This is a genomic window from Limibacillus halophilus, from assembly GCF_014191775.1.
Lineage (GTDB): Bacteria > Pseudomonadota > Alphaproteobacteria > Kiloniellales > CECT-8803 > Limibacillus > Limibacillus halophilus.
The window spans coordinates 112132-137108 of the sequence record NZ_JACHXA010000008.1 but is presented as its reverse complement, the minus strand read 5'-3'; the positions used below and the strand labels follow the sequence as shown (position 1 = coordinate 137108).

The following is a 24977-nucleotide window of genomic DNA, read 5'->3' as shown; positions in this document are numbered from 1 at the left end:
CTTCGGCGGCGAAGGTTATGGTTGGATCAAGAGGTTTCCCGCTCGTTCGCTCGTCCCTTGCACTAACGTTTGTCCTGACCATGGCCGAGGTGCTCAACCTGATCGGCAGCGCAAGCTTTCCGGCGCTCTTGCCCGAGTTCAGGTCACTCTGGAGTCTGACCAACAGCGAGGCCGGTTGGATCAGCGGCATTTACCACGTGGGCTATATTTCAGCCGTTCCGTTGCTGGTGAGCCTGACCGATCGATTGGACGCTCGCCGCATCTATCTTTTCGCCTCCGCGGTCGGCGCACTCAGTCACTTCGGTTTTGGCTTCCTGGCCGAAGGATTTTGGAGCGCGCTCGGACTGCGGGCCCTCGGGGGAATCGGGCTGGCCGGCACCTACATGGTCGGCCTGCGTTTGTTGAGCGATCGGGTAACCGGACCCAAGGCGTCCCGGTCGATCTCGATCTACACAGCGCACTTCGCAATCGGGACGGCGCTTTCGGTCCTGTTGGCTGGAGAAGCCGCTCGCTTCGGGGGGTGGCCGAGCGCTTTCTATCTGGCGGGCGCGGCCTGCCTGTCGGCTTGCCTGATGGTCGGTTTGCTGATCAGGCCGATCAAGCGGGAAAAACTAGCTGCGATCGTGCCCTTGACCAAGCTTCTGGATCCCAGACCGTTGGTCGGGAACCGTCCGGCCTTCGGATACATCCTGGGGTATGGCGGGCATGTTTGGGAGCTGTTTGGTGTGCGCAGCTGGCTGGTCGCTTTTCTGGTCGCAGCCGTGGCCTTTCAGGACCTCGCTGGCGAGGGTTGGTCGGCGACGCGACTGGCGACCTTGCTCTTCATGCTGGGTCTGCCGGCCTCTTTCTTAGGGAACGAACTGGCTCTGCGCTTTGGCCGTCGGCGCGTCATCATCGGCGCCATGGGTGCGGCGGCGGCGTTGTCCCTGTTGGTTGGATACCTGGTGGGCAGCAGTCCAATGCTTCTACTGCCGATTCTCGGGCTTTACGTATTCCTCCTGAATGTCGATTCCGGCGCCTTGACGGCCGGTGTCGTCGAATGCGCGGACCCTGGTCGGAAAGGCGCGACCATGGCATTCCACAGCTTGATGGGATTCGCCGCAGGCTCGGTCAGCCCATTGGTGTTTGGATTGATGCTGGACTGGGGCGCCCTTTGGGATGAGCCCACCTGGGCTTGGGGCCTTGCCTTTAGCAGTCTGGCATTGGGACCCCTGCTTGGAATCCTGGCGCTGGTCTTGACGGCCCACTCGCTTCGTTTGGCGCCGCGTTAACGCAGAATTTCCTCAACGACATCAACAATGACTTGGGTGCTGCGGTCTATCAGGACGATATCGCTCCCGATGGCCACATACTCTTGGTTTTGTCGCCGTGGAAGGCGCGATAGCGCCGAGTCGGGCAACCGGGTCATGGCAATTCCTGGCGGAATCGCGCCGCCTCGCGCGATCTTCTTGCGAATGCCGGGCGGAATCGGCTTTGGCTTCTTGAAACCTTTCACCTCACGGCCGCCGCCGAAGATGTCATAGAGAATGCTGCGTTCCTGGGTGCTAAGCAGGATACCGGCGGCAGTTCCAACCGCATCGGTGGTCCCGCCGTTGTTCCCGCTGCCGCCCCGGGTCGCAGGGGTGGCGATGTCTGGATCCTGCTCCAGCGGCCGGCTCTTTGGCGCTATTTCGGGTTCTTGCTCCAGCGGGCGACTCTTCGGCGCTATTTCGGGTTCTTGCTCCAGCGGACGGCTTTTCGGAGCCGAGGATTCAGTCTTCTCGATCACGCGGTCACCTTTTCGGTTGTTTTGAGCACAAGCCGGTGCCGCAAGCAGTACCATGAAAACGGAAACCAGCAGTTTGCGAAGGATCATCACGCTCTCCCTTTGAGTTTTCCCGCAGGCGCGTCACACGCGACCCGCTCGGGGATGGCTTTTCCTATATACGTCCAACAGGCGCTCCGTATCTACAGAGGTATAGCGCTGTGTGGTCGAAAGCGAACTGTGGCCCAACAGCTCCTGTATCGTCCGAAGATCGCCACCGCCCGCCAGCAGATGGGTGGCAAAAGAGTGGCGCAGGGCATGCGGCGTCGCATCCGGCGGCAGTCCCAGGAATCCGCGTAGCCGCTCCAAGGTCTCCTGAACACGGCGCGCGCCCAGGGCATTGCCCCGCTTGCCGACGAACAAGGGCTCATTCGGTGACGGTTGGAAGGGGCAGCTCTCCAGATAATCACTTACGGCCGATCCGATAACGGGCAACAAGGGAACGATGCGTTCTTTCCCGCCTTTCCCACGTATCCTAAGGGCGCTTTGACCGGCAGCGGGGGCTTCGCGCCGGGTCAAGGCAAGAGCCTCGCCAATTCGCAAACCGCAGCCATAGAGTAGCAGGAATATCGCCAGATTTCTCTTGGCAACCCAAAGCTCATCCCCTAGTTCGAACAACCCCTTGAGGCAGTCTTGCATCTCTCTATGGGTGAGGGCCTTGGGCAGGCTCTGCTTTTGACGCGGATTCCGAAGCGCTGTCACGGCCGCGTTTTCAAACAGCCCATGCCGCTTACCCCAGTTAAAGAAGGAGCGCAGGCTGGAGAGTGCTCTCGCGGTCGAACTCTTGGCCAGGCCGCGTCGGCCTCTTGCGCTGAGCCAGGCCCTGAAATCAACGGTTTTCAAGGATTCAAGATGCGCCAAAGAGGGTGGGCCGCCCTCATGCAGGGTCACGAAACTAAGAAAGTCGCTTAGGTCGGACTGGTAGGCGGCGAGGCTGTGCGGCGACAATCGCCGCTCGTCCGACAACCACCGCTGCCAAGCGGCAAAGGCTTTGGCCAGGTCCGGTGCCAAGCTGAGGGCGGTGGTGTCCATGGTCAGTCCGGCAGGTCAAGCCAGGCACGAACCGTGATCTCCAGGCTGCGCGCCAGGAACTCCAGCAATTCCGAACCCTGCTGTGGATGGAAAGCGCCGACCTGACGCGCGCCGAGTGCCAGTAAAGCAGGCGGCGTGACGGGTGAAATACTAAGTCGAATCAACGCGTCGGAGCGCACCAAGCCGGCCATCGGGCCGAAGACATCGATATCTCCCGCAATCTCTTCGCGCAGCAGCAAGCGCCGCTTTGGCCCGAGCAGTCGCGTCACGGTTCCCACGTCCACCCGGTGCAGACCGCGCACTTTGATCTCGCCGCCTTCGAACTCACTGGCGTCGATATCCTCGGCCCGCCGCTCGACGCAGAGCGTTGCGACATCGATATCGAGCAGGATCGCCAAATCGTCGGTAACCGTTTCGATCAAACGCTCGAAGGTCGGGGCCGAAAGAATAGCGAGAACGGCCTCATGAATCCGCGCCTGGGCGCTCATGTTGCTGCGGCCGGTGGTGACCAGGAAATCATGGCTGTCGCGCAGGCCGCGCATCTCGCCGCGCAGCCGCTCCAACATGAAGCGATGCAGATCGAGGACAACGCCCCCTGCGGCCCCGTCGAGGCGCCGCTCGGGCGGAACCAGCGTTTCGATCAATTCCGGATGGCGGACCAGGAAATCCGGGTGTTCACGCAGATAATCCGCAACGGTCGTATCGTTCAGGTGCTTGTTGGGAGAGTCGTCCGCAGATGCAGAATCCAGCCGCTCCTCCGGCTGTTCCCCGGACGCGTCTCCCGGGCCGATCTTTCCATTGCAGCCCCGCGGGGGCGGGGTTGCGTCGTCTGCGTTATGCGGCATCGGCTCCCTTACCCTTGCCGGCGCGATCCAGAATCGATTGGCCGGTCTTTTCCCAGTCCTTTAGGAAGGCATCCAAACCTTTGTCGGTCAGGGGATGCTTGAACATCGCCTTGAGAACCGCAGGCGGTAGCGTGGCTACGTGTGCGCCCATCTTCGCGGCTTCCACCACGTGCAGGGGATGCCGCACGGAGGCGACCAACACCTCCGTTTCGATTTGCGGATAGGCGGCATAGATCTGTACGATATCGGCGATCAGCCCAAGACCGTCCTGCGAAAGGTCATCCAACCGACCGATGAAGGGAGAAATGAAGGTCGCACCGGCCTTCGCGGCCAAGAGCGCCTGGGCCGCGGAGAAACAGAGCGTCACATTGACCATGGTTCCTTCGGCGGTCAGCACCTTGCAGGCCTTCAAACCATCGACTGTCAGGGGAACCTTGACCGTAATATTTGTCGCCAACTTGGCTAGCGCACGGCCTTCGGCGATCATGGTTTGCGAGTCGGTGCCGGTGACTTCGGCGGAAACCGGTCCGGGGACCAGGGCGCAGATCTCTTCCAGAACCTCAAAGAAATCACGACCGGATTTGGCGACCAGCGATGGGTTGGTGGTGACTCCGTCCAGCAGGCCCGTTTCCGCCAATTCGCGAATCTCGCCTACGTCCGCGGTGTCGATGAAAAACTTCATTGAGCGACCTTTCCTGGCTTGCTTTGCCCCCTGGCTTTGGCGCTTCATGCCGCCAACGCCGCAAGGGGTTGAATTCATGTGGCGCGGTGATAACCCTTCACGTAGCTCTCGGCAACCGCCTCGACTAGAGTGTAAACCATGGCCGGACCGCATGCCACTTTTCCCACGGACTCCGCCGGGAAATTCGACGATGAAGCGCTGACCTTGGCAGCGGGGTCGCAGCGTTGCCGTGTTTTGCTCCCCTTGCCGTTGGCGGGTCCTTACGACTATCTGGCGCCCGAAGGCACCGCTTTGGCGCCGGGTGACTTGGTCTGTGTGCCTTTGGGGCGGCGCGAAAGCGTCGGAGTCGTTTGGGACTCCAGCGATCAGGACGATGGCGAGGAACTGCCCGTTGAGCGTTTGAAGGTCGTCAAGTCGCGAATCGACTTGCCGCCGATGACGCCGGATCAGCGTCGTTTTGTCGACTGGGTTGCTGCCTACACGCTGACGGCGCCGGGTGCGGTTCTGAAAATGGCCTTGTCGAGTGCCCAGGCGTTAGAACCGCCACCGACACGCCCGGTTTACCGTCTGGTTCGGCCAGACATTGCCCAGCCGTCTGCGGGTGAGGTGAAGCTGACGCCCGCGCGCCGCCGTGTCATGGCCATCGCCGCCGACGGCATGGCCCGTTCCGCCGCCGAACTGGCCCGCGAAGCCGCTGTCGGGACCGGCGTGGTAAAGGGGTTGGCGGCGGCAGGATTGCTAGAGCGCCTCGAAATGCCGAGCAGAATCGAGATCAATGCGCCCGATTCGGCGCGGCAGGGTCCCGTTCTTTCACAAGCGCAAGGCCAAGCGGCGGCGGCGTTGCGGGCCATGGTCGACAGTAAGGACTTCTCGGTGTCGCTGCTCGATGGCGTTACCGGCTCGGGCAAGACCGAAGTCTACATGGAAGCCGTGGCGGCGGCACTCGCCGCCGGTCGGCAAGTGTTGGTCATGCTGCCGGAAATTGCGCTGTCGGTACAAGTTCTGGAGCGGTTCGAAGCGCGGTTCGGTGCGCCGCCCGCAACCTGGCATTCGGACATGACCCAGGCTCAGCGGCGCGATACCTGGCGCGCGGTGGCCTACGGCGAGGCGCGGGTCATCGTCGGCGCGCGCTCGGCGCTTTATCTACCCTTCAAGGAACTGGGATTGATCGTCGTCGACGAAGAACATGAGCAAGCCTTCAAGCAGGAAGATGGCGTTGCCTACCACGCCCGCGACATGGCGGTGGTTCGCGCCAGCATTGGACGATTCCCTGCGATCCTGGTGTCGGCGACACCGTCGCTGGAAAGCGTTTTCAACGTCCAGCAAGGTCGCTACGCGGAACTGCGCCTTCCTGCGCGGCATGGTGGAGCGTCCCTGCCGGATGTGGAAGCTGTGGATTTGCGCCGCGATAAGCCGGAACGAATTCCCGAACTGGGCGCGGGATGGCTGTCGCCGTCGCTGCGCCAAGCTTTGGCCGAGACACTTGGCCGCGGCGAGCAGGCGTTGCTTTTCCTGAACCGTCGCGGCTATGCGCCGCTCACCCTTTGTCGCGCCTGCAATCACAGGCTGGAATGTCCGAACTGCACGGCTCTGCTCGTTGAGCATCGCCTTAGTGACCGGCTTGTCTGTCATCACTGCGGCTTTACGCTGCGCAGACCGACAAATTGCCCGGCCTGTGGTGAGGCCGATTCCCTGATCGCCTGGGGACCGGGTGTCGAACGCGTGGCCGAGGAGGCGGCCTATCTTTTCCCGGAGGCGCGGCGTTCGGTTCTGTCCAGCGATACGATCTATGGACCCAAGGCGGCGGCGGAGTTCGTGCGCCGGGTTCAGGAGCATGAAATCGACCTGCTGATCGGCACCCAGATCGTCGCCAAAGGCCATCATTTTCCTCAATTGACATTGGTCGGAGTCGTGGACGCCGATCTGGGCTTGTCCGGCGGCGACCTGCGGGGCGTGGAGCGGACCTATCAACTTTTGCATCAAGTGTCCGGCCGCGCCGGGCGGGAAAGCAAGCCTGGGCGCGTGTTGATTCAGACACATGAGCCGGACCACCCGGTGATCGAAGCATTGGTATCGGGAGATCGGGATCGCTTTTTCGCGGCTGAGGCCGAATCCAGGCGTGATCTCATGATGCCGCCCTTCGGACGTCTGGCGGCTGTGATTTTGTCCAGCGGCGACCTCCAAGCTGTGGAAGAGGTTGCCAGGGCTTTAGCGCGCGCGGCGCCGAAGGCGGAGGGTATCCAGATCCTGGGCCCCAGCACGCCCCCTCTGGCTGCACTGCGCGGCCGCCACCGGCGCCGCTTCCTGGTTAAAACCCCGCGCGATCAAAGGCCTCAAAGTTACTTGCGGGACTGGCTTGGGCGCATCAAGCTGCCGAACCGGGTTCGCTTGCAAGTCGACATCGATCCCTATTCCTTCCTTTAGCGGCCGGTTCCGAGCGACAGGATGTGACAAAAGGTGCGAACAAGACGTGGGAGTCGTCTTGCAAGGGTTGGCTCGCTATGATACCTAACGCGCGCCCTGACCAGGGAAGTACGGGTTTCAGGGCATAGTCGTTTATGGGTTTCACGGCTCTTTAGGGGGACCTTCCGTTTTCCGCGGAATTACTCCGGAGCCAGTTTCTGTTTGGGGACGTCAGTTTGGCAGCCGACAACACCAGCGAAAGCGGTCTTGCGGGGCGCTATGCCGCAGCCCTTTTAGACTTGGCCGAGGAAAAGAAGGCCCTGGATGCCGTCGCAGAGGATCTGCGGGGGTTGAAGGTGCTTCTGGACAGCAGCGATGACCTGCTCCGCCTCACACGCTCTCCGCTCTATGGTCGCGAGCAGAAGGCAGCGGCGATGGCCGCGCTTCTCGACAAGGCCAAGGCGCAGGAAATCACGAAAAATTTTGTGCAAGTTGTGGCGCGGAACCGCCGCCTCTTTGCGCTCAGGGAAATGATCGACGCCTATCTGGCAGAGTTGGCGCGCCGCCGCGGGGAGGTCACCGCGAAAGTGACCTCGGCCCAGGCGCTATCCGACGCCCAGAAGGATAAACTCGTTCAGTCTTTGAAGGATGCCATCGGTGGCAAGGTGCAGGTCGACGTTACAGTCGATCCCACATTGCTCGGTGGCCTTGTCGTTAAGGTCGGCTCTCGTATGATAGACGGGTCGCTGAAGACCAAACTCCAAAAACTTAAGGTTGCTATGAAAGGGGTTGGGTGATGGACATCCGCGCCGCTGAGATTTCTTCCATTCTGAAAGAGCAGATCGAGAACTTTGGAACCGAGGCCGATGTTGCCGAGGTCGGTGAGGTTCTTTCCGTCGGTGACGGTGTTGCTCGCGTCTACGGGCTCGATAATGTCCAGGCTGGTGAACTCGTCGAGTTCCCGGGCGGCATTAAGGGTATGGCCCTGAACCTCGAGACCGACAATGTCGGTATCGTCATCTTCGGCAGCGACCAAGCCATTAAAGAAGGCGATGTCGTCAAGCGGACCGGTACCATTGTCGACGTGCCTGTTGGCCGCGGATTGCTGGGGCGCGTCGTTGATGGACTTGGCAACCCGATTGACGGCAAGGGCGAGATCAAGACCGAAGAGCGCAGCCGCGTTGAGGTCAAGGCGCCCGGTATCATCCCGCGTAAGTCGGTGCACGAACCGGTGCAGACGGGCTTGAAGGCCATTGACGCTCTTATCCCCATCGGTCGCGGTCAGCGCGAACTGATCATCGGCGACCGCCAGACTGGCAAGACCGCCATCGCGATCGACACCTTCATCAACCAGAAGCCGCTTCACCAGGGCGATGACGAGAGCAAGAAGCTTTATTGCATCTACGTCGCGGTCGGTCAGAAGCGCTCCTCGGTCGCCAACTTGGTTAAGCAGCTCGAAGATTACGGCGCGATGGAGTATTCGATCATCGTTGCCGCAACCGCATCCGACCCGGCGCCGCTACAATTCCTGGCGCCTTATGCCGGTTGTGCGATGGGCGAGTACTTCCGCGACAACGGTATGCACGCGGTTATCGTTTATGACGATCTATCCAAGCAAGCCGTCGCCTATCGTCAGATGTCCCTGTTGCTGCGCCGCCCGCCGGGCCGCGAAGCGTTCCCCGGCGACGTCTTCTACTTGCACTCCCGTTTGCTGGAGCGCGCCGCGAAGATGAACGACGAGAACGGGGCGGGTTCCCTGACGGCTCTGCCGGTCATCGAAACCCAGGCCGGTGACGTGTCGGCCTACATTCCGACCAACGTGATTTCGATCACGGACGGGCAGATCTTCCTGGAGACGGATTTGTTCTACAAGGGCGTTCGCCCTGCGTTGAACGTCGGTCTCTCGGTTAGCCGCGTGGGTTCCTCGGCACAGATCAAGGCGATGAAGAAGGTCGCCGGTAAGATTAAGCTGGAATTGGCCCAGTACCGTGAGATGGAAGCCTTCTCGCAGTTTGCCTCCGATCTCGATGCCGCAACGCAGCGTCTGCTGGCCCGTGGCTCGCGCCTGACCGAACTGTTGAAGCAGCCGCAGTACCGACCGCTGGCGGTCGAAGAGCAGGTTGCCGTGATCTACGCAGGCGTCAACGGCTACTTGGATAAGTTGCCGCTTTCAAAGATCACCGATTTCGAGACACGGTTCCTGGCGGAGATTCGGGAAAAGGGTGCCGACATCCTTACGTCGATTCGCGATACCCGTGACCTGAATGACGAGACCGAGGGGAAGTTGAAGGACTTCCTTGCGGAATTCGTGAAGGTTTTCGCCTGAGGCGATGAATCGACCGATTTAGCGTCCAGGGATCCAATAGCCGAGAGAGGCGAAAGTGCCCAGTCTCAAGGAGTTCAGAAATAGGATCGCCAGCGTCAAGTCGACGCAGAAGATCACGTCGGCCATGAAGATGGTGGCGGCGGCTAAGCTGCGTAAGGCGCAGGAGCAGGCCGAAGCCTCCCGTCCCTATGCCGAACGGATGGCGCGTATGCTCGGGTCCTTGGCGGAAAGCGTCAAGGGAACCCCCGGCGCGCCGCCGATGCTGGCTGGCAACGGCAAGGACGATGTGCATCTCATCATCCTGGCGACGGCCGATCGGGGTCTGTGCGGTGGTTTCAACACCTCCATCGTGCGCGATGCCAGGCGACGGATCGAAAAGCTCAAGGCCGCTGGCAAGACAGTCAAGATCCTCTGTCTTGGGCGCAAGGGCCGCGACCAACTGCGCCGGGTTTATGGAGAATCGATCATCGAGACGATCGAAGACATGAACCGTCCCATGGTCAACTTCGACAAGGTCGCCGATGTCTCCGAACGCGTCACGCAGATGTTCGAGAATGGCGAGTTCGACGTTTGCTCGATCTTCTATGCACGCTTCAAGTCTGCGATGACGCAGATCGTTACCGAGCAGCAGCTCATTCCGTTCCAGGGTGATGAAGCTGATGAGGACGACAAGTCGGACGAACAAGGCGACGGCGCGGCAGCAGTCGGCGGCGCGGTCTATGAATACGAGCCGAACGAAGAGCAGATTCTCAAGGAGCTGTTGCCGCGCAACCTCGCGGTACAGATCTTCAAGGCCCTGCTTGAGAACAACGCCAGCGAGCATGGCGCTCGCATGACGGCGATGGATAGTGCGACCCGCAATGCGGGCGATATGATTGATAGCCTGACCTTGCGGTACAACCGTACCCGTCAGGCAGTCATCACCAAGGAGCTGATCGAAATCATCTCCGCGAAGGAAGCGCTCTAGGGCGCGCTTTCGGAGAGTCGTAGGAGCAGAGAAAGATGGCGAAAAAACTGGTTGGCAAGGTCACGCAGGTCATGGGTCCCGTGGTCGACGTTCAGTTCGCGGGCGATTTGCCGGCAATCATGAACGCGCTCGAGACCACCAACGATGGCAAGCGTCTGGTCTTGGAAGTGGCGGCCCACCTGGGTGGGGGCGCAGTGCGCACCATCGCCATGGACGCGACTGAGGGTCTGGTCCGTGGCTTGGAGGTCACCGATACCGGTGCGCCGATCACGGTGCCGGTCGGTCCGGAGACGCTTGGACGCATCATCAACGTAATCGGCGAGCCGATCGACCAGCGTGGTGAGTTGAAGACCAAGCAGACCTCGGCAATTCACCGTGAAGCGCCGAAATTCGAGGATCAGTCCACCGAAGCCGAGATGCTGGTGACGGGAATTAAGGTCATCGACCTGCTGGAGCCTTATGTGCGTGGCGGTAAGATTGGCCTGTTCGGCGGCGCCGGCGTGGGCAAGACCGTTCTCATCATGGAGTTGATCAACAACATCGCAAAGGCGCACGGCGGTTATTCCGTGTTCGCCGGTGTGGGCGAGCGTACTCGTGAAGGTAACGACCTGTACCACGAGATGATCGAATCCGGCGTTATCAAGCTGGACGAGGAAGGCTCCAAGGCCGCCTTGGTTTACGGTCAGATGAACGAGCCGCCGGGAGCGCGTGCGCGCGTCGGTTTGACGGGTCTCACCCTGGCCGAATACTTCCGCGACGAAGAAGGCCAGGACGTGCTGTTCTTCGTGGATAACATCTTCCGCTTCACGCAAGCGGGTTCCGAGGTTTCGGCACTGCTTGGCCGTATCCCCTCCGCCGTGGGTTATCAGCCCACGCTGGCTGGTGAGATGGGCAACCTGCAGGAACGCATCACCTCCACGAAGAAGGGTTCGATCACCTCGGTGCAGGCCATTTACGTGCCTGCTGACGACTTGACCGACCCGGCGCCGGCGACCTCCTTTGCTCACTTGGACGCAACGACGGTGTTGTCGCGGTCGATTGCCGAGTTGGGCATTTATCCCGCCGTGGATCCGCTGGATTCGACCAGCCGCATTCTTGACCCGCGCATCATCGGCGAGGAGCACTACAACGTCGCGCGCGAAGTGCAGCGGATACTGCAGCAGTACAAGGCCTTGCAGGACATCATCGCCATTCTCGGCATGGACGAGCTTTCCGAGGAAGACAAGCTGACCGTGGCGCGGGCGCGTAAGATCCAGCGCTTCTTGTCTCAGCCCTTCCATGTGGCTGAAATCTTTACCGGAACCCCGGGCGTGCTGGTGTCGCTGGAAGATTCGATCAAGGGCTTCAAGGGCATCGTCAACGGTGACTACGATCACCTGCCCGAAGCGGCCTTCTACATGGTCGGCACCATCGAGGAAGCGCAGGAGAAGGCCAAGAAACTGGCGCAGGAAGCCGCTTAAGGCGGTTTCCTTCCAGGAGCTTGATATTGGAACGGGTCTGATAGGGAAAGATGGGCGTCATGGCCGAACAGGTTGAATTCGAGCTGGTTTCTCCGGAACGGCTGCTCATTTCAGAGGCGGTCGACATGGTCGTCGTCCCCGGCGGAGACGGTAACTTCGGCGTGCTGCCACGGCACTCGCCGTTGGTGTCCACGGTGCGTCCGGGTGTCATCGACATCTATCAGAAGGGCCAGATCGAGAAGCGTATCTTCGTTGCCGGCGGCTTTGCCGAGGTAACGCCGGAGCGTTGTACGGTGCTGGCTGAAGAGGCGGTGGCGGTCGAGGAAATCGACCGCGCGGCCACTCAGCAGGCCCTTAAGGACGCGCAAGAGGACCTGGAGGACGCGAAGGATCAGGCAGCCCGCGATCATGCGGCGCTGCGCGTCAAGGTTTTGGAAGCCAAGGTCGCGGCCACTCAAAGCTAAAAGCCGGAATTATTTGTCACATCCTTGGCGGCGCAGAGCCTTGCTATGATGGTATAGTGAAAGGGCTGGGCCGTTCCGGTTCGTGGAATAATGCCACCGGAATTGGCGCGTCGATCAGGCAGGTAATGCCTTGAAGCTTTATAAGCGAATCACAAAATAGGTCGGTAAACCCGATCAGCCTTGAAGCGGAGCAGACCATGGGCCACTGGACTTTGGACGATATTTCTTGGCAATCCTTCGATCCTTCGAAGGTGGATCCGGAGATTCTGAAGGTTGCCAAGGCGGCGGCGCTGGTCGAGTACAACGGCGCCGATTATGCCGACTACCTCTGCAACGTTTTCGCAGACGACGACGCGTTTCAGGAGGCCGCGCGCACCTGGGCCGAGGAAGAGGTCCAGCACGGCCAGGCACTGGGCCGTTGGGCGCAGTTGGCCGATCCCAGCTTCAACTTCGAAGCGGCGTTCAAGCGCTTCGTCGACGGCTATCGGATTCCTGTCGATTCGACGGAGTCCGTGCGCGGATCGCGGTCGGGTGAGTTGGTGGCGCGCTGCATCGTCGAGGTCGGCACCTCGTCCTACTATTCGGCGCTGGGGACAGCCTGCCAGGAGCCGGTTCTGCGTGACATCTGCAAGCGGATCGCGGCGGATGAACTGCGCCACTACAAGCTCTTCTACCTGCACCTGAAGCGCTACCTAGAGCGTGAGGACATCGGCAAGGCCAAGCGCCTGATGATCGCCTTACAGCGGGCGGGCGAGTCAGAGGACGACGAGCTGGCCTATGCCTACTACGCGGCAAACATGGCGGAGAATCAGCCCTATGACCGCAAGAAGGCCAGCCGGGAATACATGCGCCGGGCATACAGCTACTACCGCCCGCAGCATCTGGAGCGGGCAGCCGCGATGATGTTCAAGGCCGCCGGCCTCGATCCCCAGAGCCGCATGGTCCGCCTCTGCTCGAAAGCGGTTTACAGCTTCATGCAGTTCCGCGCCAAGCGCATGGCCGCCGGCGCGGGCGTCCTGGAGACCCAGAAAGCCGCGTAAGGCGCAAAGCGGACAGCTAGACCGTTAAGAACAACCAACCCCGCCGAGTGAAAACCCAGGCGGGGTTTCTATTTTGAGCATGAATTCACTTGGGTGGCGGGTGCACGCCCTTCTCTCAACGTGGATTCGATTCAGAAAGACCACTTCAAGGACAAACTAGACGAGAGAAACCGGCTAATTACCGCCGGGTGAACTTTCGTCCTCCGAAGTTTGCGGTGCATGCTCACCTAACTGCAGCACTTCGTCGAGTGCGAAAGTGAGATTCCGGCGCAATCGGTATCTCGAGATATCAGACAGGTTGCCTGCCTCCTCGAATAGTTCGTTTCGAACCTTTGTTGCCCAAGACCGTTCCTCCGCTAAGGCACCGTCGAGCTTATTGTTCTCATACCGAGCTTTGAGGGACATTAGTATGGCACGCTGTTGGGATGGGTGATGTTCGAGAATCGCAGACACAAAGCGGTCTATATCAGCTGATGCTAAGATCGGGATGTTATAGAACTCGTTCTTACCTTCGTGGGTCAGGGCTATTCGACTAAAGAAGAGCTCTGGATCGGCTATCATATTATCTAACAGTTCTTCTGCGATTGCAGGGTAGCGGTCTACAGCAGCAGCTTGAATCTTATCGTTCAAGTGTTTGTATAGATATTTGTATTCAGGCGTATTGTGCTGGTGAATGCCTAGGCCAGCATAACCGCTATCCCGAATGCTCGAGATTTCTTGGACCTCAAGACGACCACTTTCGTAAAGGTCATCAATGTATTCTTTTCCCTCAGCAATCACGTCCTCAAGTGGTTTCTGGATTACATCGATTTTTGACAACCAAATCCTTAGGCCCAATACATGCAATATCTCGCCTGGAACTACGAACGCACGAGCTGCAAAGGCTTTCTCCATTCTTTCGAATGCCGAATAGAACTCATCGTCGGTCCTTTCGAAGGAATGCCAGACAGTCCGCCATGCTGGTTCATCTTCAACATTTACGAAGAACGAACTTGCATCCAGATCGTTGCAAATCTCGTCTGTAGAGACGATTCCCCTATCAAAAATGTTCACCAACGTTTCATCGGATAAAACCGAAGTGCCTAGATCAATCTCGGGATAACGATTCTGCGCATTAGATATTGGGAGTGAGGCAGCCTCATCGCGTTCAGAGCGCATCGCTGAAGCTATCAATGCGAAGTGGCGCCCGCGGAGGTCATTTGTCGTTAGGCGACCCGCCTTTAACTCAAATGAGAATGCAAACAGCAAACTCATTAGCACAATCATCGCTGTTTCGTTCAGTTTGTGCCTTTCGTGAAGAGCACAATACACCCGTTCAAAGTCCCACAAGCTCTGCTGTAAGATTCGAAGATTGTAGAGTTCAGATTGATTGTAAACTTCGAAGATCACATCTGCATTTGAGCTTAGAAACCTTTTTGCCCCAACGTTTTCGATTGCGCCAATAAACGCCTCTAGCGCTTGGTGGAAAGTTGATTGGATTTCTAGCGTCTTTCCGATCAATTTCTCACGAACGGATTGGTAACGCTCGCAGTCGTTAATCTCCCGCTCATTAGCAATGATGATCACCTTACGCTCTTCGTGTTCGACAAATTCGTTTATGTATCCAAGGATCCTTTCGATCCTCGGAATTGCGCAGCGCTCCAGATCATCAAAGATGAACAAGTCAGAGTTAGCTCGTTCGAGAAAATCTTTGGGTTGAATGCCTAGCTCAAATCGAAAGTATTTTCCGAGCGTTTTTGCTGCTCGTCCGGCAAATTTTACTCCTTTGTTCTCTAGTATTGGATACATGGCACGAAATATAGCGTCGTCTATTTCATCAAATGAGTTTAGCCCGTACAGACTGACGTAGACATGCCGTAGGTCCTCGTCCGCTACGGACTTCACAAACTCTTTTACAAAGAACGTTTTTCCGATGCCCCATGGACCATTTAGCATTACCGCAAAATGGGGAGCGCTCGGAGACCTAACGTAGTGTCTAAGGTAGTCTACGACGTGCTGATTGGGATCAAGTTTAACGCTCATGTGTACAATCCGCGCCTTGGGTGCAAATCGATTCCACAAGTTGATGAGGAACGATCGAAGAATGGGAAAGGGCAATAAACTGAATCTCATGCCTTTAGTCATTAGTTTGTCTCTAGTGCCAAACTCAAATAGAAACCTGAATCAATACTGGTGGAGGCTGGTAACTTGGGTCAATGATGCGCATTGTAGAAGCTTTTCTGCAACCGCTCTGGAGGGCGTAGAACGAGGTGAGCTTAGGGAGCAGGCAATTGGCCTTTATCCCTGTTCGCCCCACTCACCCGCGCCAATTCCCCTCGGATAAAATCGATGAAGCAGCGTATCTTGGGCGCCAGGTAACGCCTTTGCGCGAAGAGGGCGTAGAGCGCCTGTTCCTCGGGCTGCCAATCCTCCAGCAATCTGACAAGCCGCCCGTCCTCCAGTTCCGTGCCGATGACGAAAGCGGGTAGCAGGGCAATGCCCGCGCCTGCAAGTGCCGCCTCGCGCAGGGCGATGCTGTTGTTGACGCTGTAAGGCCCTTTGATGGCGATGCTCACGCTTTGCTCTGGTCCAATCAGGCGCCAGTTGCGGGGCGAGCTGGACAGGCTATAGACGAGGCAGGCATGGGCCTGCAGGTCCTGGGGCACAGCAGGCACACCTCTGGCGGCAAGATAGCGCGGTGACGCGCACAGCACGCGGCCCACCGGGATGATGCGCTGTGCGACCAGGCTCGAGTCCGCGAAGGTGCCGCCGCCGCGAATGGCGATGTCGTACCCCTCCTCAACCAGGTTGACCGCGCGGTCGTTCATGTCGAGATCGACCTCGATCTCGGGGTAGCGTTCAAGGAAACCGGCGATGATCGGCGCCAGGTGCAGCAGGCCGAAGGACATGGGTGCGCTGACCCGCAGCAACCCCTTGGGCACCCGGGATTGCTGGGCCGCCTCAAGATCGGCCTCTTCAATCTCCGCCAGGATGCGCAGACAGCGCTGGTAATAGGCCAGACCGGCCTCGGTCGTCCGCATGCGCCTTGTCGTGCGTTCGAGTAACCGCACGCCAAGGTGTGCCTCCAGCCCGGCAACGTTCTTGCTGACGGCCGCTTTGGACAGCCCCAGGTCGCGGGCGGCGCCGACGAAGCTCTCCAACTCCACCACCCGCCGGAAGACCCGCATAGCCGTGACGTGATCCATGATTGTTCACCAATGGTATATAAAGAAACCACAGTTTACCTACTTATTATAAAACAATCAGCTTGTTATCTCTTTGACATCGAAAAGGGGCATCTCCCTTTGACCCATCACCCGGCGTTCTGGCGCCGCAGCGAGGGAAAAACCGGTGTCATGAATAGAAATCTTGATCTAATGCTGACGGCCCTGGCGCCGGCGATCTGGGGCAGCAGCTATCTCGTCACCACTCAGTTCCTGCCCGATGGCTATCCGGTGACGGTGGCATTCCTGCGCGCGCTCCCCGCCGGATTGCTTCTGCTTCTGGTGGTTCGGCGTTTGCCGAGCGGGTGGTGGTGGCTGCGCGTGGCGATCCTGGGGGCATTGAACTTCTCAATTTTCTGGACCCTTCTTTTCGTCGCCGCCTACCGCCTGCCGGGCGGGGTTGCCGCAACCGTCGGCGCGATCCAGCCGCTGGTTGTGGTCTTTCTGGCGCGCGGCCTGCTGGGATCGCCCATCCGCGGGCTCTCGGTATTGGCGGCGCTGTTCGGTCTGGGCGGGGTTGCGCTTTTGCTGCTGACGCCGCAAGCCGCGCTCGATCCCCTGGGTGTCGCGGCGGGGCTCGGCGGCGCTGTTTCAATGGCGGCGGGTACCGTCCTCAGCCGCAAGTGGCAGCCGCCCGTCGGTCTCTTGACCTTCACGGCCTGGCAGTTGACGGCGGGCGGATTCATTCTGCTGCCGCTGGCATTTCTACTGGAACCGGCCTTGCCGCCGCTCACCGATCGCAATGTCATGGGGCTGGCCTATCTGGGCCTGATCGGCGCCGCCTTCACCTATGCCCTCTGGTTCAGGGGCATCGCCCGGCTGGAACCTGCGGCCGTCTCGGCCCTGGGTTTCCTCAGCCCGACCACGGCCGTCGTGCTTGGCTGGCTGATTTTGGGCGAGGCGCTGACGCCTTTGCAGGGCGCTGGAATCCTCATCGTTCTGGCAAGCGTCTGGCTCAGCCAGCAGGCCGGACGTCTGCGCGTGGCGTTCCCCATCGCCAGGTGTAATCCCGGAAACAAACCTTTGGAGATTGAAACATGAAAATCGCAATCCTTGGCGCCGCCGGTGATGTTGGCGGAAGAATGGTATCGGAAGCCCTGGCACGCGGTCACACGGTTACCGGTGTCGCACGCAGCGAGGCTCAGCTTGCAAAACTGGCCGACGGTGTGCTGGGTAAAAAAGCAGATGTCTGGGATAGCGAGGCCTTGGGCGAGACGCTCGCCGGGCAGGATGTTGTGGTCTCGGCCTTGCGTCCGCGCGAGGGCTTCGAGGAAGACCTCGGCCCGCTGACCGTCTCGGCGATGAGCGCGGCCAAGGAGGCGGGCATCCGTGCCTTGATCGTCGGCGGGGCAGCAAGCTTGCGGCTGCCGGACGGCAGCGGACATACCGTCTTGAGCGCGCCCGGATTTCTACCGCCCGCGGTCGAGCCGATCGCCAGGGCCTGCAACGCCCAGTATTTTCTCTGGATGGACCAGATGGGCCCTGACGATTCCTATCTCTGTCCACCGGCGATGCTGACCCCGGGCAAGCGCAGCGGCAGCTACCGGCTGGGTTCGGAGTTTCTGCTGGCCGATGCTGGCGGCGAATCCTGCATATCGATGGAGGATTTCGCCGTTGCCATGATCGACGAGGCCGAAAATGCGCGGCACAAGGGGCAGCGCTTCACGGTTGCTTACTAGTCCAAAAAGCAAGGGGCGGAGCCGCCAAGTCGCGCTCCACCCCTCTTTTACTTTGCTCAGACCCCAATCAGCCGCCGCTGCTGGCCTTCTGGTGCATGCCGTGGCCCTGATGATGCTCACAGGTCACAGCCGGGTTGAGCGGCGTGAAGACGCCATTCGGGTTCTCGCGGTAGATCCACACATGGCGGTCGTAGTGCGGCTCGAAGAAGTGGGCTTCATCCACCTCGGTGGCCGGGTCGTCCACCATCTTGTCGTAGGCGACGCCGTGGAAGCTGGGAATACTCTCCATTCCGCTCTGCTTCATGCCCTTCATGAAGACAAGGTTCTCCACCGCCACCAGTTCAAGCGATCCGTCGGCCTGCGGCTCATAGATCAGGACCGAAGGATTGAGAAAGTCCATGTGGGTGCCGGTCCCGTCGACCCGGGAATCCGGCCCGCTGTCGAGACCCAGCAGGTCCGGGCGGAAGAAGTGGATGCCCATGGCGCCAGCTTCCGCTGGCTCACCCAGCATCTCGGCGGTCTCGCAGATGTCGCCGGGATCGCGGATGTAGCCTTCGGAAAGCGCCACGTTCACGTCTTGGAAGCGCTCGTTCGCGATGCGCACTTCCTCCAGGGTCGGCTCACCGGGACCGGGGCCGGCCAGGACGCCGCCCGCCGTCAGGCCGGAAAGGCCGACGGCAAGGGCCGCCAAGGCAAAAAGTTTCAAGAAGCCCGTGGTGCGCCACGCGCCACGTGGGTAACGTTCGTTCATAATCTTATCCTCTTTCGTGAATGCCGTAGGGGGCTCTTGTTCCCCTGATTGGAAACCGATCGAAGAGGCGTGGTTCGCTTGTATCTCCCTTGAGGAGGGCTTGCAGTTCTCGGCCCGCCTGTCTCCCGCCGCGATCGATGGCGGATAAATAGAGGCTGACCCCTTTCGCCTCCATCAGCTTTTCTAGCGTTTTAAGATGCAAAAATGCATAATACCGCATGATCGATTGGAACGACCCAGGCTTTTTCCTCGCCGTCGCGCGGGCCGGAAGCACGGCAGGCGCAGCACGTTCCCTCGGCGTCAATCAATCCACTGTCGTCCGGCGTATCGCAGCGTTGGAGAAGGAACTGGCCCTTCGCCTCTTCTACAAGAAGCGGGACGGCTATCGCCTGACCCCCGAAGGCGAGGCCCTGCTGCCCGAGGCCGAGGCCGTCGAGGCGTCGGTGCAGGCGCTGGTTCGCCGCTCGGCGGCGCTGGAGAGCGACTTTACCGGATCCCTGCGTGTGACCACGGCCGAGGGCATGGCCATGGGCCTTGTGCCGCAGCTTCTCTACGCTTTCCACCGGGCGCACAAGGGTATCCAGGTCAACCTCTTGATCGAGGACCGTTACAGCGATCTGAGCGACGGCCATGCGGAGATCGCCCTGCGCGCCGGGCCGCCCGGCAACGGCTCCCTGATCGGCCGCAAGCTGTCGGACCAGTGCTGGGCCGTCTACGGCAGCCAGGGTTATGTGGAGACCTACGGCGCGCCTGCGACGCCCGAGGCCCTCAACGGCCACCGCCTGATCGGCTTCGAAGGGCCGATCGAGCACATCACACCGGCCCGCTGGCTGCGCGAGGTCGCCCCCGACTGCCAGATCGTCAGCCGCAGCAACAGCATCCTGGGCCTGCTGTTTTCCGCGCAGTCGGGTTTCGGCCTGTCGCTGCTGCCCTGTCAGATCGGCGACCCGGAACCGAGTCTGGTTCGCGTCATCGATCCGCAGCCGGGCCTGACCGCCGGGTTCTGGATGCTGACCCATCCGGACCTGCACAAGCAGCCCAAGGTTCGCATCTTCTTCGACTTCATGGCCAAGGAGATCGTCAAGTACCGGCCGCTGCTGCTGGGCCAGACCCGTCCGGCGCGCGAGACGGCTGCGCCGGAATTGACGCCGCCGCTCTCGGCAATCGAGGCCAACCCCTGCGAACCCGCCGACAACCCGGACCCCGACCAGCACGTTTAATCAGCGCGCCTGAGAGCACGCTGCTAGGTGAGGGGGCCGATCTTCTCCCGGACCGCCGCCAGCGCCTCGGCCTCCTGGGTCAGATGCGCCATGCCGAGCACGATCTCGCCTTGCGCCGGGGCCGTCACGTAGCGCAGCGAGGTGAGGTCGCTGTTCTTATGGAGCGGCAGCACATGGGCATGGACGTGCGCGATATCCCCGCCGGAAAACATGTAGGCGGCCTTTTCGACCGGATAGATTTCCTTCAGGCGCTTGGCCAGCCTCTGCGCCAGGGCGGTGATCTCGTTGACGACCGCCAGCGGCGCATCGTCGAAGTAGTCGTAGTGGGCCTTGGGGATGATCAGCGCATGCCCCTCGCGGATCGGGTTGCGGTCCAGGAACACCAACAGCCGCTCCGTCTCCGCCAGTACCACCGGCTCGATCTCCCGCCGCCCGATCTTGCAGAACAGACAATCCGCTTTCACCGCAGCCATCCATGCCTCCCACAGCCATTGGTCACGCGATCTGCCCCAGCCCGATTTGACCGCAAACGCGGACGATTTGGTAGTGGGTTGGGGGAGCAGGCGCGGGATATCTCACCTAATTAACTTTAGAGTACCAAGACGGAGATTGTTCTGACGCCTAAATTACCGCCTTCAGGGCGCCAGTGTTCTCGTATCAGGCACCATGCGGGACTGAATACATTTATAAATCAATCGCTTCAAACATATAGCCGATGCCTCAACGTCTTCTGTCGCTGTAGAATTAATCTTGGAACCATGAATTGCCTTTGAGCGGCTAACGTAAAGCTCTCTAATTTGAGAAAAAATCTTTTTCTTTTGTTCTTCATTATTTGGCTCAAGATAATTAGCTATAAATAAACTTAATCTAAAAGATATTTCATTCTGAACCCCAAATATTCCCTCTATGCCTGACCAAAGTATTGCCAACTGTGCTCTAGGATTAGAATGCCACCTATAAGTTGCCATACAATGGACCGCATTTCTAAATCTTTGGTCATCAAGTAAATCTTGTGCGTTATGGAAATTATCTTCCAACCATACGGCCTCATCTTCACTGATTTGATGTGATGCCTTTACCAAGCCACGAAGGTGATAATTTGTAATTGATAATTGCGAATGGCTTTTAATTTTTTCGTATGGAACAGAACTTTGAAAATTGCAAACCGCTTCGACATTATACAAAGCACTAAGTAAAACAGCATCCCATAGAGAATTCCATGCTAAGACAGCATGCTTTTTAGGGTCATTCTCACTTATCAAAATTTGGCTTTCAACACTAGCAAGAAATATGCACATAATACCAAACGAAAGCTGATCTTTCGCGATATCTGATATTATCTGGAAATCAATTTTTTTATTAGCCGGTAATAGTTTAACAGATTTACTCAGGCAAATAACTCGATGTGTTTTTATTCCATTGATTAATAAATATGATTCTTTATTATTTCCAAATGTTCTCATGGCTTACCCACACAAGTTTGATTTGAAATATTTAGTTGAGAATGCAGTATATCAAAATTCTATCTTTCATGATCTGCTAATGCAGTTGGGGGATGCAACCGCGGCTTTGCCCCTTTGCCAGGATGAAGTTGCGCTTAGCCCGCACAGGGGACGAAGCGGGTTAGAAAAAACTGCGGGACGGATTAGTCTGACTACACACATCTTGTTGGGCCCGATCAACAACCGCCCATCGAGAATCAGATCAAAAACCGCTAAATTCAGGGGAAATACTGGCGCGCCCGAGAGGATTCGAACCTCTGACCTCTTGCTCCGGAGGCAAGCGCTCTATCCAGCTGAGCTACGGGCGCGTCGCGGGGCGGACATTACTCGAAGCGGCGGGGCGGAACAAGCCTCAAAGCTCGTCCAGAAGGCGGGCTTTTCTTTTGCGCCGCAGGCGGGAAATACCGATGCCCGACAGGATCAGGGCGAGCGCGATCCAGGCCTCGACGTGCAGCCGCTCACCCAGGAAAACCCAGGCCCAGAAAACCCCGAACAGCGGCACCAGATAGGATACCTGGCTCATGAAAACGGCGCCGGTGTCGCGGATCAACTGGAAGCGCAGCAGGTGGGCAAAGCCCGAGGAGACGAGGCCCAGGAACAGGACCGCCGCGATGGCGGCGATACCGGGCCGCGAGGCCAGCGGCGCCTCGAAGATGAAGGCCGCCGGAAGCAGGTAGACCGCGCCCATCAACAGCGTCGCCGAGGCACCGCTGGCGGCGGGCAGGTGGCTGATCTTGCGGGTCATGACGCCCGAGGCCGCATAGCTGGCCGCCGCGCCAACGATGGCCAACTGCCCGAAGAAGGAAGCGGTGAGGCCGGTCAAGGCCTCGCCACCCACCAGGATCATGACGCCCAGCAGCCCCAGGATCATGCCCGCGACCTTGTATCCGGTGATGCGGTCGTCGTGGGTCAGGACGTGGTTGGCGAAGAGGGCGACGAAGGGACCCGCGCCCATCAGGATCGAGGCCAGCCCCGCGCCGATGAACTGTTGTCCCCAGGCGATCAGCAGGAAGGGCAGGGAGGTATTGACCGCGCCAATGACGGCGATCCAACCCCAGTCGCGGCGGCGGTACGGCAGTTTCGTGCCGGTCGCGGCCAGCAGTATCAACAGGACCACCACGCCCAGCAGGGTGCGGCTGACCGCCAGGGTGATGGGGGCAAAGCCCTCCAGCCCCAGTTTGATGCAGAGGAAGGCCGCGCCCCAGATAGCACCCAGCGTCAAGAGCTTGGCGAAGTCGAACGCGGTCGCCTGCCGAATGGCGTTCACGAGGCCTCCTTGCCGCGCTCTCGTGCGCTGTTATCGGTGACGGAAGGCAGCGGCTGATCGGGGTCGGCGATCCAGGCGGCGATATCGGCGTAAACCCGCGCGGCCTGCAGGTCGCGCAGCAGCCAGTGCCAGCCGTCGGGGTAATCGAGGCGACGTTGGCGTCCGGATGCTTCGGCGGGGAGGTTGGTCCAGAATCGGTCCAGCGAGTCGGCCGGGATGACCTGATCCTTATCACCGTAAAGCAGCAGCGTGCGCGCCGTCAGCTTGGGTGCGGCCAGCAGCGCTTCGTCCATCAGATCGACAAGGCCGCCCACGGCGTCGATCCGGGTCTTCTTGATGACCAGCGGGTCGGTCGAAAAGGCCTGGAGCAGGGGTAAGTTGTCGGTCGCCTGAATCTTGAGGTCGCTGCCGGTCGCCGTCATGCCGGGGACCAGACGCCGGGCAACCCAGAGGGAGACGCGGGGGACCAGACCCATCTCGTCATAACCCCAGACGGCGGGGGCGGACAGAATGATACCCGCGACCTGCGGCGCGCCGGGGCGCGTCGTGGCGGCGATCACGACTGCGCCTCCCATACTCTCCCCCAGCAGATAGAGCGGCAGGCCGGGATGGCGCGCGGCCAAAAGCGCCGTGGCATTGCGCAGATCGGCGACCAGACGGCCGGTTCCCGGCCACAGACCGCGATGAGGGGCTGCGCCAAAGCCGCGCTGATCGTAGGCATAGACCGCGATTCCCGCCGCCGCCAGGGCCGTGCCGGGCAGGGCGAAGGCTTCTGCATAGTCGTTCATGCCGTGCAGCGCCAGGACGACGGCTTGCGGCTCGCCGACCGGCAGCCAGGCGCGCCAGGGCAGAAGCAATCCGTCATCGGCGCGGAATGTGCCCTCGCTCGGCGTGGCGGTCGTCAAAAGTTCGGGGGGTGGCCCTTCGCCTGCGTTGTAAGGCCCCGGCGGTGCGAACTGCGTCGTGCAGCCCGCCAGTGCAAGGGCCAGCAGCAGTGTCATCAGGAAGAAGCGAAAGGCTCTTGCGTGATCAGCCTTGAGCGCCCGCATGCGCGCCCCGCGTGAGCTGCAGGAAGATATCCTCCAGGTCGGTTTCCTCGGTCGTAACATCGACCGGTGTCAGCCCGGCGCTGCCCGCAGCCGAGAGGATTCGCGGCAGCGGACTTTCGCTGGCCCGGTACTGAAAGCGCAGCGCATGTTCGCCGACCTTCTCGACGCTGAACTCCGCAAAAGGCTTGGGCACCGCCTCGAAGCTTTCGGCGAAGGTGATGGTCAGGGTCTTGTTGTCCAGCTTGCGCAGCAGGGCCTGCGTGGTGTCGCAGGCAATAACCTCGCCATGATTGATGATGGCGATGCGGTCGCAAAGCTCCTCGGCTTCTTCCAGGTAGTGAGTCGTCAGCAGGATCGTGACGCCGCGCCGATTAAGTTCCTTCACCTGCGCCCAAAGCTGCTGGCGCAGCTCGATATCGACGCCGGCGGTCGGCTCGTCCAGCACCAGTACGGGCGGGTTGTGAACCATCGCCTTGGCGACCATCAAGCGCCGGCGCATACCGCCGGAAAGCGTCCGGGCATAGGCCTTGGCCTTATCAGACAGACCCAGCATCGCGAGGATCTCCAGGGTCCGGCGCTCGCGCGGCGGAACGCCATAGAGACCGGCCTGCAACTCCAGCAGCTCGAAGGGCGTGAAGAAGGGGTCGATGTTAAGCTCCTGCGGCACCACGCCAATAGCGGCGCGCGCCTGCCGTGTTTGGCGGTCGATGTCGCAGTCCCAGATGCGGGCGGTGCCGCCGGATTTGTTGACCAGTCCGGCCAGGATGTTGATGAAGGTCGACTTGCCCGCGCCGTTGGGTCCGAGCAGCCCAAAGAGGCTGCCGCGCGGAATCGTGAGGTCCACGGTTTTCAAGGCATGCTTGGCGCCTTGCTTGCCGGCGGCGGCGTAGGTCTTGTCGAGGCCAACGGCCTCAACCGCGAAGTCCGGCAAGTGGGGATTTTTGTCGGCCGCGCCGACGGCGCTTGTCATCTGTTCGTCCTTTGGCATGATGGCAATGACTTAGGCCTTTCGTCCGCCCACGACAAGCGATTGATTGTTAGGCGTGACCAGTTATAGTCCCAGCCGAGTTTTCGGTTGAGTGAGGAAGCGATGGCAAATCAGATCGAGCCGCCCGAGGTTATCGAGGTAGAACGCGCGCAAGTCGCCTGTGACGGCGGCGATGATGCGATGGGTCATCCCAGGGTTTACCTGAACATGGGCGACAAGGGATTCGTGGAGTGTCCTTACTGCGATCGCCGCTTCGTGCTGAAGGAAGGGGCTGACGCCTCGGCTGGCCACTGAC

24 protein-coding genes and 1 tRNA gene are annotated in these 24977 nt (G+C 59.9%); 12 read left to right on the top strand and 13 right to left on the bottom strand.

Features of this window, described 5'->3' with window-relative positions; genetic code table 11:
* The first annotated feature begins 17 nt into the window (after positions 1-17).
* Positions 18-1271 carry an MFS transporter gene (locus FHR98_RS13625; RefSeq protein WP_221205906.1) on the top strand — a complete coding sequence of 418 codons (1254 nt, stop codon included), beginning with the start codon at positions 18-20 and terminating at the stop codon, positions 1269-1271.
* On the opposite strand, the gene FHR98_RS13620 is transcribed toward FHR98_RS13625, so the two are convergent.
* The 4 genes from FHR98_RS13620 to fsa are packed head-to-tail and all read right to left on the bottom strand — an operon-like array spanning position 1268 to position 4363.
* Positions 1268-1855, bottom strand: coding sequence for a hypothetical protein (locus FHR98_RS13620; RefSeq protein WP_183417256.1), 588 nt, complete (start codon positions 1853-1855; stop codon positions 1268-1270). The genes FHR98_RS13625 and FHR98_RS13620 overlap by 4 nt on opposite strands.
* Before the next feature lie 33 nt (positions 1856-1888).
* On the bottom strand, positions 1889-2836 hold the full coding sequence (locus FHR98_RS13615) for a tyrosine recombinase XerC (RefSeq protein WP_183417255.1): 948 nt from the start codon (positions 2834-2836) through the stop codon (positions 1889-1891).
* Positions 2837-2838: 2 nt separating this feature from the next.
* The gene (locus FHR98_RS13610; RefSeq protein WP_183417254.1) at positions 2839-3681 is read right to left on the bottom strand and encodes a DUF484 family protein; all 843 of its coding nucleotides are present in this window, start codon (positions 3679-3681) and stop codon (positions 2839-2841) included.
* A complete protein-coding gene (gene fsa / locus FHR98_RS13605) occupies positions 3671-4363 on the bottom strand; it encodes a fructose-6-phosphate aldolase (RefSeq protein ID WP_183417253.1) in 693 nt (230 codons plus the stop codon). Before fsa ends, FHR98_RS13610 begins: the two co-directional genes overlap by 11 nt.
* A 138-nt stretch (positions 4364-4501) precedes the next feature.
* Between fsa and FHR98_RS13600 the strand changes: the two genes are divergently transcribed.
* The 7 genes from FHR98_RS13600 to FHR98_RS13570 all read left to right on the top strand — a co-directional run bounded on the left by FHR98_RS13600 (position 4502) and on the right by FHR98_RS13570 (position 13023).
* Positions 4502-6787, top strand: a complete 2286-nt coding sequence (locus FHR98_RS13600; RefSeq protein WP_183417252.1) for a primosomal protein N' — start codon at positions 4502-4504, stop codon at positions 6785-6787.
* A 215-nt stretch (positions 6788-7002) separates the two neighbouring features.
* Positions 7003-7563 carry a F0F1 ATP synthase subunit delta gene (locus FHR98_RS13595; RefSeq protein WP_183417251.1) on the top strand — a complete coding sequence of 187 codons (561 nt, stop codon included), beginning with the start codon at positions 7003-7005 and terminating at the stop codon, positions 7561-7563.
* Positions 7563-9092, top strand: coding sequence for a F0F1 ATP synthase subunit alpha (gene atpA, locus FHR98_RS13590; protein WP_183417250.1), 1530 nt, complete (start codon positions 7563-7565; stop codon positions 9090-9092). The genes FHR98_RS13595 and atpA overlap by 1 nt, the downstream gene beginning before the upstream one ends.
* Positions 9093-9147: 55 nt before the next feature.
* Positions 9148-10059, top strand: coding sequence for a F0F1 ATP synthase subunit gamma (locus FHR98_RS13585; protein WP_183417249.1), 912 nt, complete (start codon positions 9148-9150; stop codon positions 10057-10059).
* A 35-nt stretch (positions 10060-10094) separates the two neighbouring features.
* The gene (gene atpD / locus FHR98_RS13580) at positions 10095-11519 is read left to right on the top strand and encodes a F0F1 ATP synthase subunit beta (RefSeq protein ID WP_183417248.1); all 1425 of its coding nucleotides are present in this window, start codon (positions 10095-10097) and stop codon (positions 11517-11519) included.
* 59 nt (positions 11520-11578) lie between these two features.
* Positions 11579-11983 (top strand): F0F1 ATP synthase subunit epsilon, encoded by a 405-nt coding sequence (locus FHR98_RS13575; protein WP_183417247.1) that lies wholly within the window; start codon positions 11579-11581, stop codon positions 11981-11983.
* Between the two features lie 197 nt (positions 11984-12180).
* A complete protein-coding gene (locus FHR98_RS13570; protein WP_183417246.1) occupies positions 12181-13023 on the top strand; it encodes a ferritin-like domain-containing protein in 843 nt (280 codons plus the stop codon).
* A gap of 174 nt (positions 13024-13197) precedes the next feature.
* Here FHR98_RS13570 and FHR98_RS13565 read toward each other — a convergent pair whose 3' ends face one another.
* Together FHR98_RS13565 and FHR98_RS13560 are read right to left on the bottom strand one after the other, a co-directional pair.
* On the bottom strand, positions 13198-15045 hold the full coding sequence (locus tag FHR98_RS13565) for a P-loop NTPase fold protein (RefSeq protein WP_183417245.1): 1848 nt from the start codon (positions 15043-15045) through the stop codon (positions 13198-13200).
* A gap of 233 nt (positions 15046-15278) precedes the next feature.
* On the bottom strand, positions 15279-16208 hold the full coding sequence (locus FHR98_RS13560; protein WP_183417244.1) for a LysR family transcriptional regulator: 930 nt from the start codon (positions 16206-16208) through the stop codon (positions 15279-15281).
* 150 nt (positions 16209-16358) lie between these two features.
* On the opposite strand from FHR98_RS13560, the gene FHR98_RS13555 reads away from it, so the two are divergent.
* Entirely contained in the window at positions 16359-17267 is a 909-nt protein-coding gene (locus FHR98_RS13555) for an EamA family transporter (protein WP_183417243.1), read from the top strand.
* Positions 17264-17905, top strand: coding sequence for an NAD(P)-dependent oxidoreductase (locus tag FHR98_RS13550; protein WP_183417242.1), 642 nt, complete (start codon positions 17264-17266; stop codon positions 17903-17905). The genes FHR98_RS13555 and FHR98_RS13550 overlap by 4 nt, the downstream gene beginning before the upstream one ends.
* 67 nt (positions 17906-17972) lie before the next feature.
* Here the strand turns inward: FHR98_RS13550 and FHR98_RS13545 are convergent, their stop codons facing one another.
* Positions 17973-18656, bottom strand: a complete 684-nt coding sequence (locus FHR98_RS13545; protein WP_221205905.1) for a hypothetical protein — start codon at positions 18654-18656, stop codon at positions 17973-17975.
* 218 nt (positions 18657-18874) lie between these two features.
* Between FHR98_RS13545 and FHR98_RS13540 the strand changes: the two genes are divergently transcribed.
* On the top strand, positions 18875-19876 hold the full coding sequence (locus FHR98_RS13540; RefSeq protein WP_183417241.1) for a LysR family transcriptional regulator: 1002 nt from the start codon (positions 18875-18877) through the stop codon (positions 19874-19876).
* Positions 19877-19899: 23 nt separating this feature from the next.
* On the opposite strand, the gene FHR98_RS13535 is transcribed toward FHR98_RS13540, so the two are convergent.
* The 6 genes from FHR98_RS13535 to FHR98_RS13510 all read right to left on the bottom strand — a co-directional run bounded on the left by FHR98_RS13535 (position 19900) and on the right by FHR98_RS13510 (position 24664).
* Positions 19900-20349, bottom strand: coding sequence for an HIT family protein (locus FHR98_RS13535; protein WP_183417240.1), 450 nt, complete (start codon positions 20347-20349; stop codon positions 19900-19902).
* A gap of 162 nt (positions 20350-20511) precedes the next feature.
* Positions 20512-21339 (bottom strand): HEPN domain-containing protein, encoded by an 828-nt coding sequence (locus FHR98_RS13530; protein WP_183417239.1) that lies wholly within the window; start codon positions 21337-21339, stop codon positions 20512-20514.
* 270 nt (positions 21340-21609) lie between these two features.
* A tRNA-Arg gene (locus FHR98_RS13525) sits at positions 21610-21686 on the bottom strand.
* A 44-nt stretch (positions 21687-21730) separates the two neighbouring features.
* Positions 21731-22645: a DMT family transporter gene (locus FHR98_RS13520; protein ID WP_183417238.1), complete on the bottom strand. Its 915-nt coding sequence runs from the start codon at positions 22643-22645 to the stop codon at positions 21731-21733.
* Positions 22642-23754: an alpha/beta hydrolase gene (locus tag FHR98_RS13515; protein ID WP_221205904.1), complete on the bottom strand. Its 1113-nt coding sequence runs from the start codon at positions 23752-23754 to the stop codon at positions 22642-22644. Before FHR98_RS13515 ends, FHR98_RS13520 begins: the two co-directional genes overlap by 4 nt.
* Positions 23675-24664, bottom strand: coding sequence for an ABC transporter ATP-binding protein (locus FHR98_RS13510; protein ID WP_246377840.1), 990 nt, complete (start codon positions 24662-24664; stop codon positions 23675-23677). Before FHR98_RS13510 ends, FHR98_RS13515 begins: the two co-directional genes overlap by 80 nt.
* A 120-nt stretch (positions 24665-24784) precedes the next feature.
* Here FHR98_RS13510 and FHR98_RS13505 point away from each other — a divergent pair, with 120 nt between their 5' ends.
* Positions 24785-24976 (top strand): zinc-finger domain-containing protein, encoded by a 192-nt coding sequence (locus FHR98_RS13505; protein WP_183417236.1) that lies wholly within the window; start codon positions 24785-24787, stop codon positions 24974-24976.
* The last annotated feature ends 1 nt before the right edge of the window (position 24977 follow it).

Bases quoted from the DNA above. Each gene is read 5' to 3' on its own strand.
- FHR98_RS13625 (WP_221205906.1), top strand. From the start codon at position 18: ATGGTTGGATCAAGAGGTTTCCCGCTCGTTCGCTCGTCCCTTGCACTA.
- FHR98_RS13620 (WP_183417256.1), bottom strand. From the start codon at position 1,855: ATGATCCTTCGCAAACTGCTGGTTTCCGTTTTCATGGTACTGCTTGCG.
- FHR98_RS13615 (WP_183417255.1), bottom strand. From the start codon at position 2,836: ATGGACACCACCGCCCTCAGCTTGGCACCGGACCTGGCCAAAGCCTTT.
- FHR98_RS13610 (WP_183417254.1), bottom strand. From the start codon at position 3,681: ATGCCGCATAACGCAGACGACGCAACCCCGCCCCCGCGGGGCTGCAAT.
- fsa (WP_183417253.1), bottom strand. From the start codon at position 4,363: ATGAAGTTTTTCATCGACACCGCGGACGTAGGCGAGATTCGCGAATTG.
- FHR98_RS13600 (WP_183417252.1), top strand. From the start codon at position 4,502: ATGGCCGGACCGCATGCCACTTTTCCCACGGACTCCGCCGGGAAATTC.
- atpA (WP_183417250.1), top strand. From the start codon at position 7,563: ATGGACATCCGCGCCGCTGAGATTTCTTCCATTCTGAAAGAGCAGATC.
- atpD (WP_183417248.1), top strand. From the start codon at position 10,095: ATGGCGAAAAAACTGGTTGGCAAGGTCACGCAGGTCATGGGTCCCGTG.
- FHR98_RS13575 (WP_183417247.1), top strand. From the start codon at position 11,579: ATGGCCGAACAGGTTGAATTCGAGCTGGTTTCTCCGGAACGGCTGCTC.
- FHR98_RS13570 (WP_183417246.1), top strand. From the start codon at position 12,181: ATGGGCCACTGGACTTTGGACGATATTTCTTGGCAATCCTTCGATCCT.
- FHR98_RS13565 (WP_183417245.1), bottom strand. From the start codon at position 15,045: ATGAGCGTTAAACTTGATCCCAATCAGCACGTCGTAGACTACCTTAGA.
- FHR98_RS13560 (WP_183417244.1), bottom strand. From the start codon at position 16,208: ATGGATCACGTCACGGCTATGCGGGTCTTCCGGCGGGTGGTGGAGTTG.
- FHR98_RS13555 (WP_183417243.1), top strand. From the start codon at position 16,359: ATGAATAGAAATCTTGATCTAATGCTGACGGCCCTGGCGCCGGCGATC.
- FHR98_RS13550 (WP_183417242.1), top strand. From the start codon at position 17,264: ATGAAAATCGCAATCCTTGGCGCCGCCGGTGATGTTGGCGGAAGAATG.
- FHR98_RS13545 (WP_221205905.1), bottom strand. From the start codon at position 18,656: ATGAACGAACGTTACCCACGTGGCGCGTGGCGCACCACGGGCTTCTTG.
- FHR98_RS13540 (WP_183417241.1), top strand. From the start codon at position 18,875: ATGATCGATTGGAACGACCCAGGCTTTTTCCTCGCCGTCGCGCGGGCC.
- FHR98_RS13535 (WP_183417240.1), bottom strand. From the start codon at position 20,349: ATGGCTGCGGTGAAAGCGGATTGTCTGTTCTGCAAGATCGGGCGGCGG.
- FHR98_RS13530 (WP_183417239.1), bottom strand. From the start codon at position 21,339: ATGAGAACATTTGGAAATAATAAAGAATCATATTTATTAATCAATGGA.
- FHR98_RS13515 (WP_221205904.1), bottom strand. From the start codon at position 23,754: ATGTTACGACCGAGGAAACCGACCTGGAGGATATCTTCCTGCAGCTCA.
- FHR98_RS13510 (WP_246377840.1), bottom strand. From the start codon at position 24,664: ATGACAAGCGCCGTCGGCGCGGCCGACAAAAATCCCCACTTGCCGGAC.
- FHR98_RS13505 (WP_183417236.1), top strand. From the start codon at position 24,785: ATGGCAAATCAGATCGAGCCGCCCGAGGTTATCGAGGTAGAACGCGCG.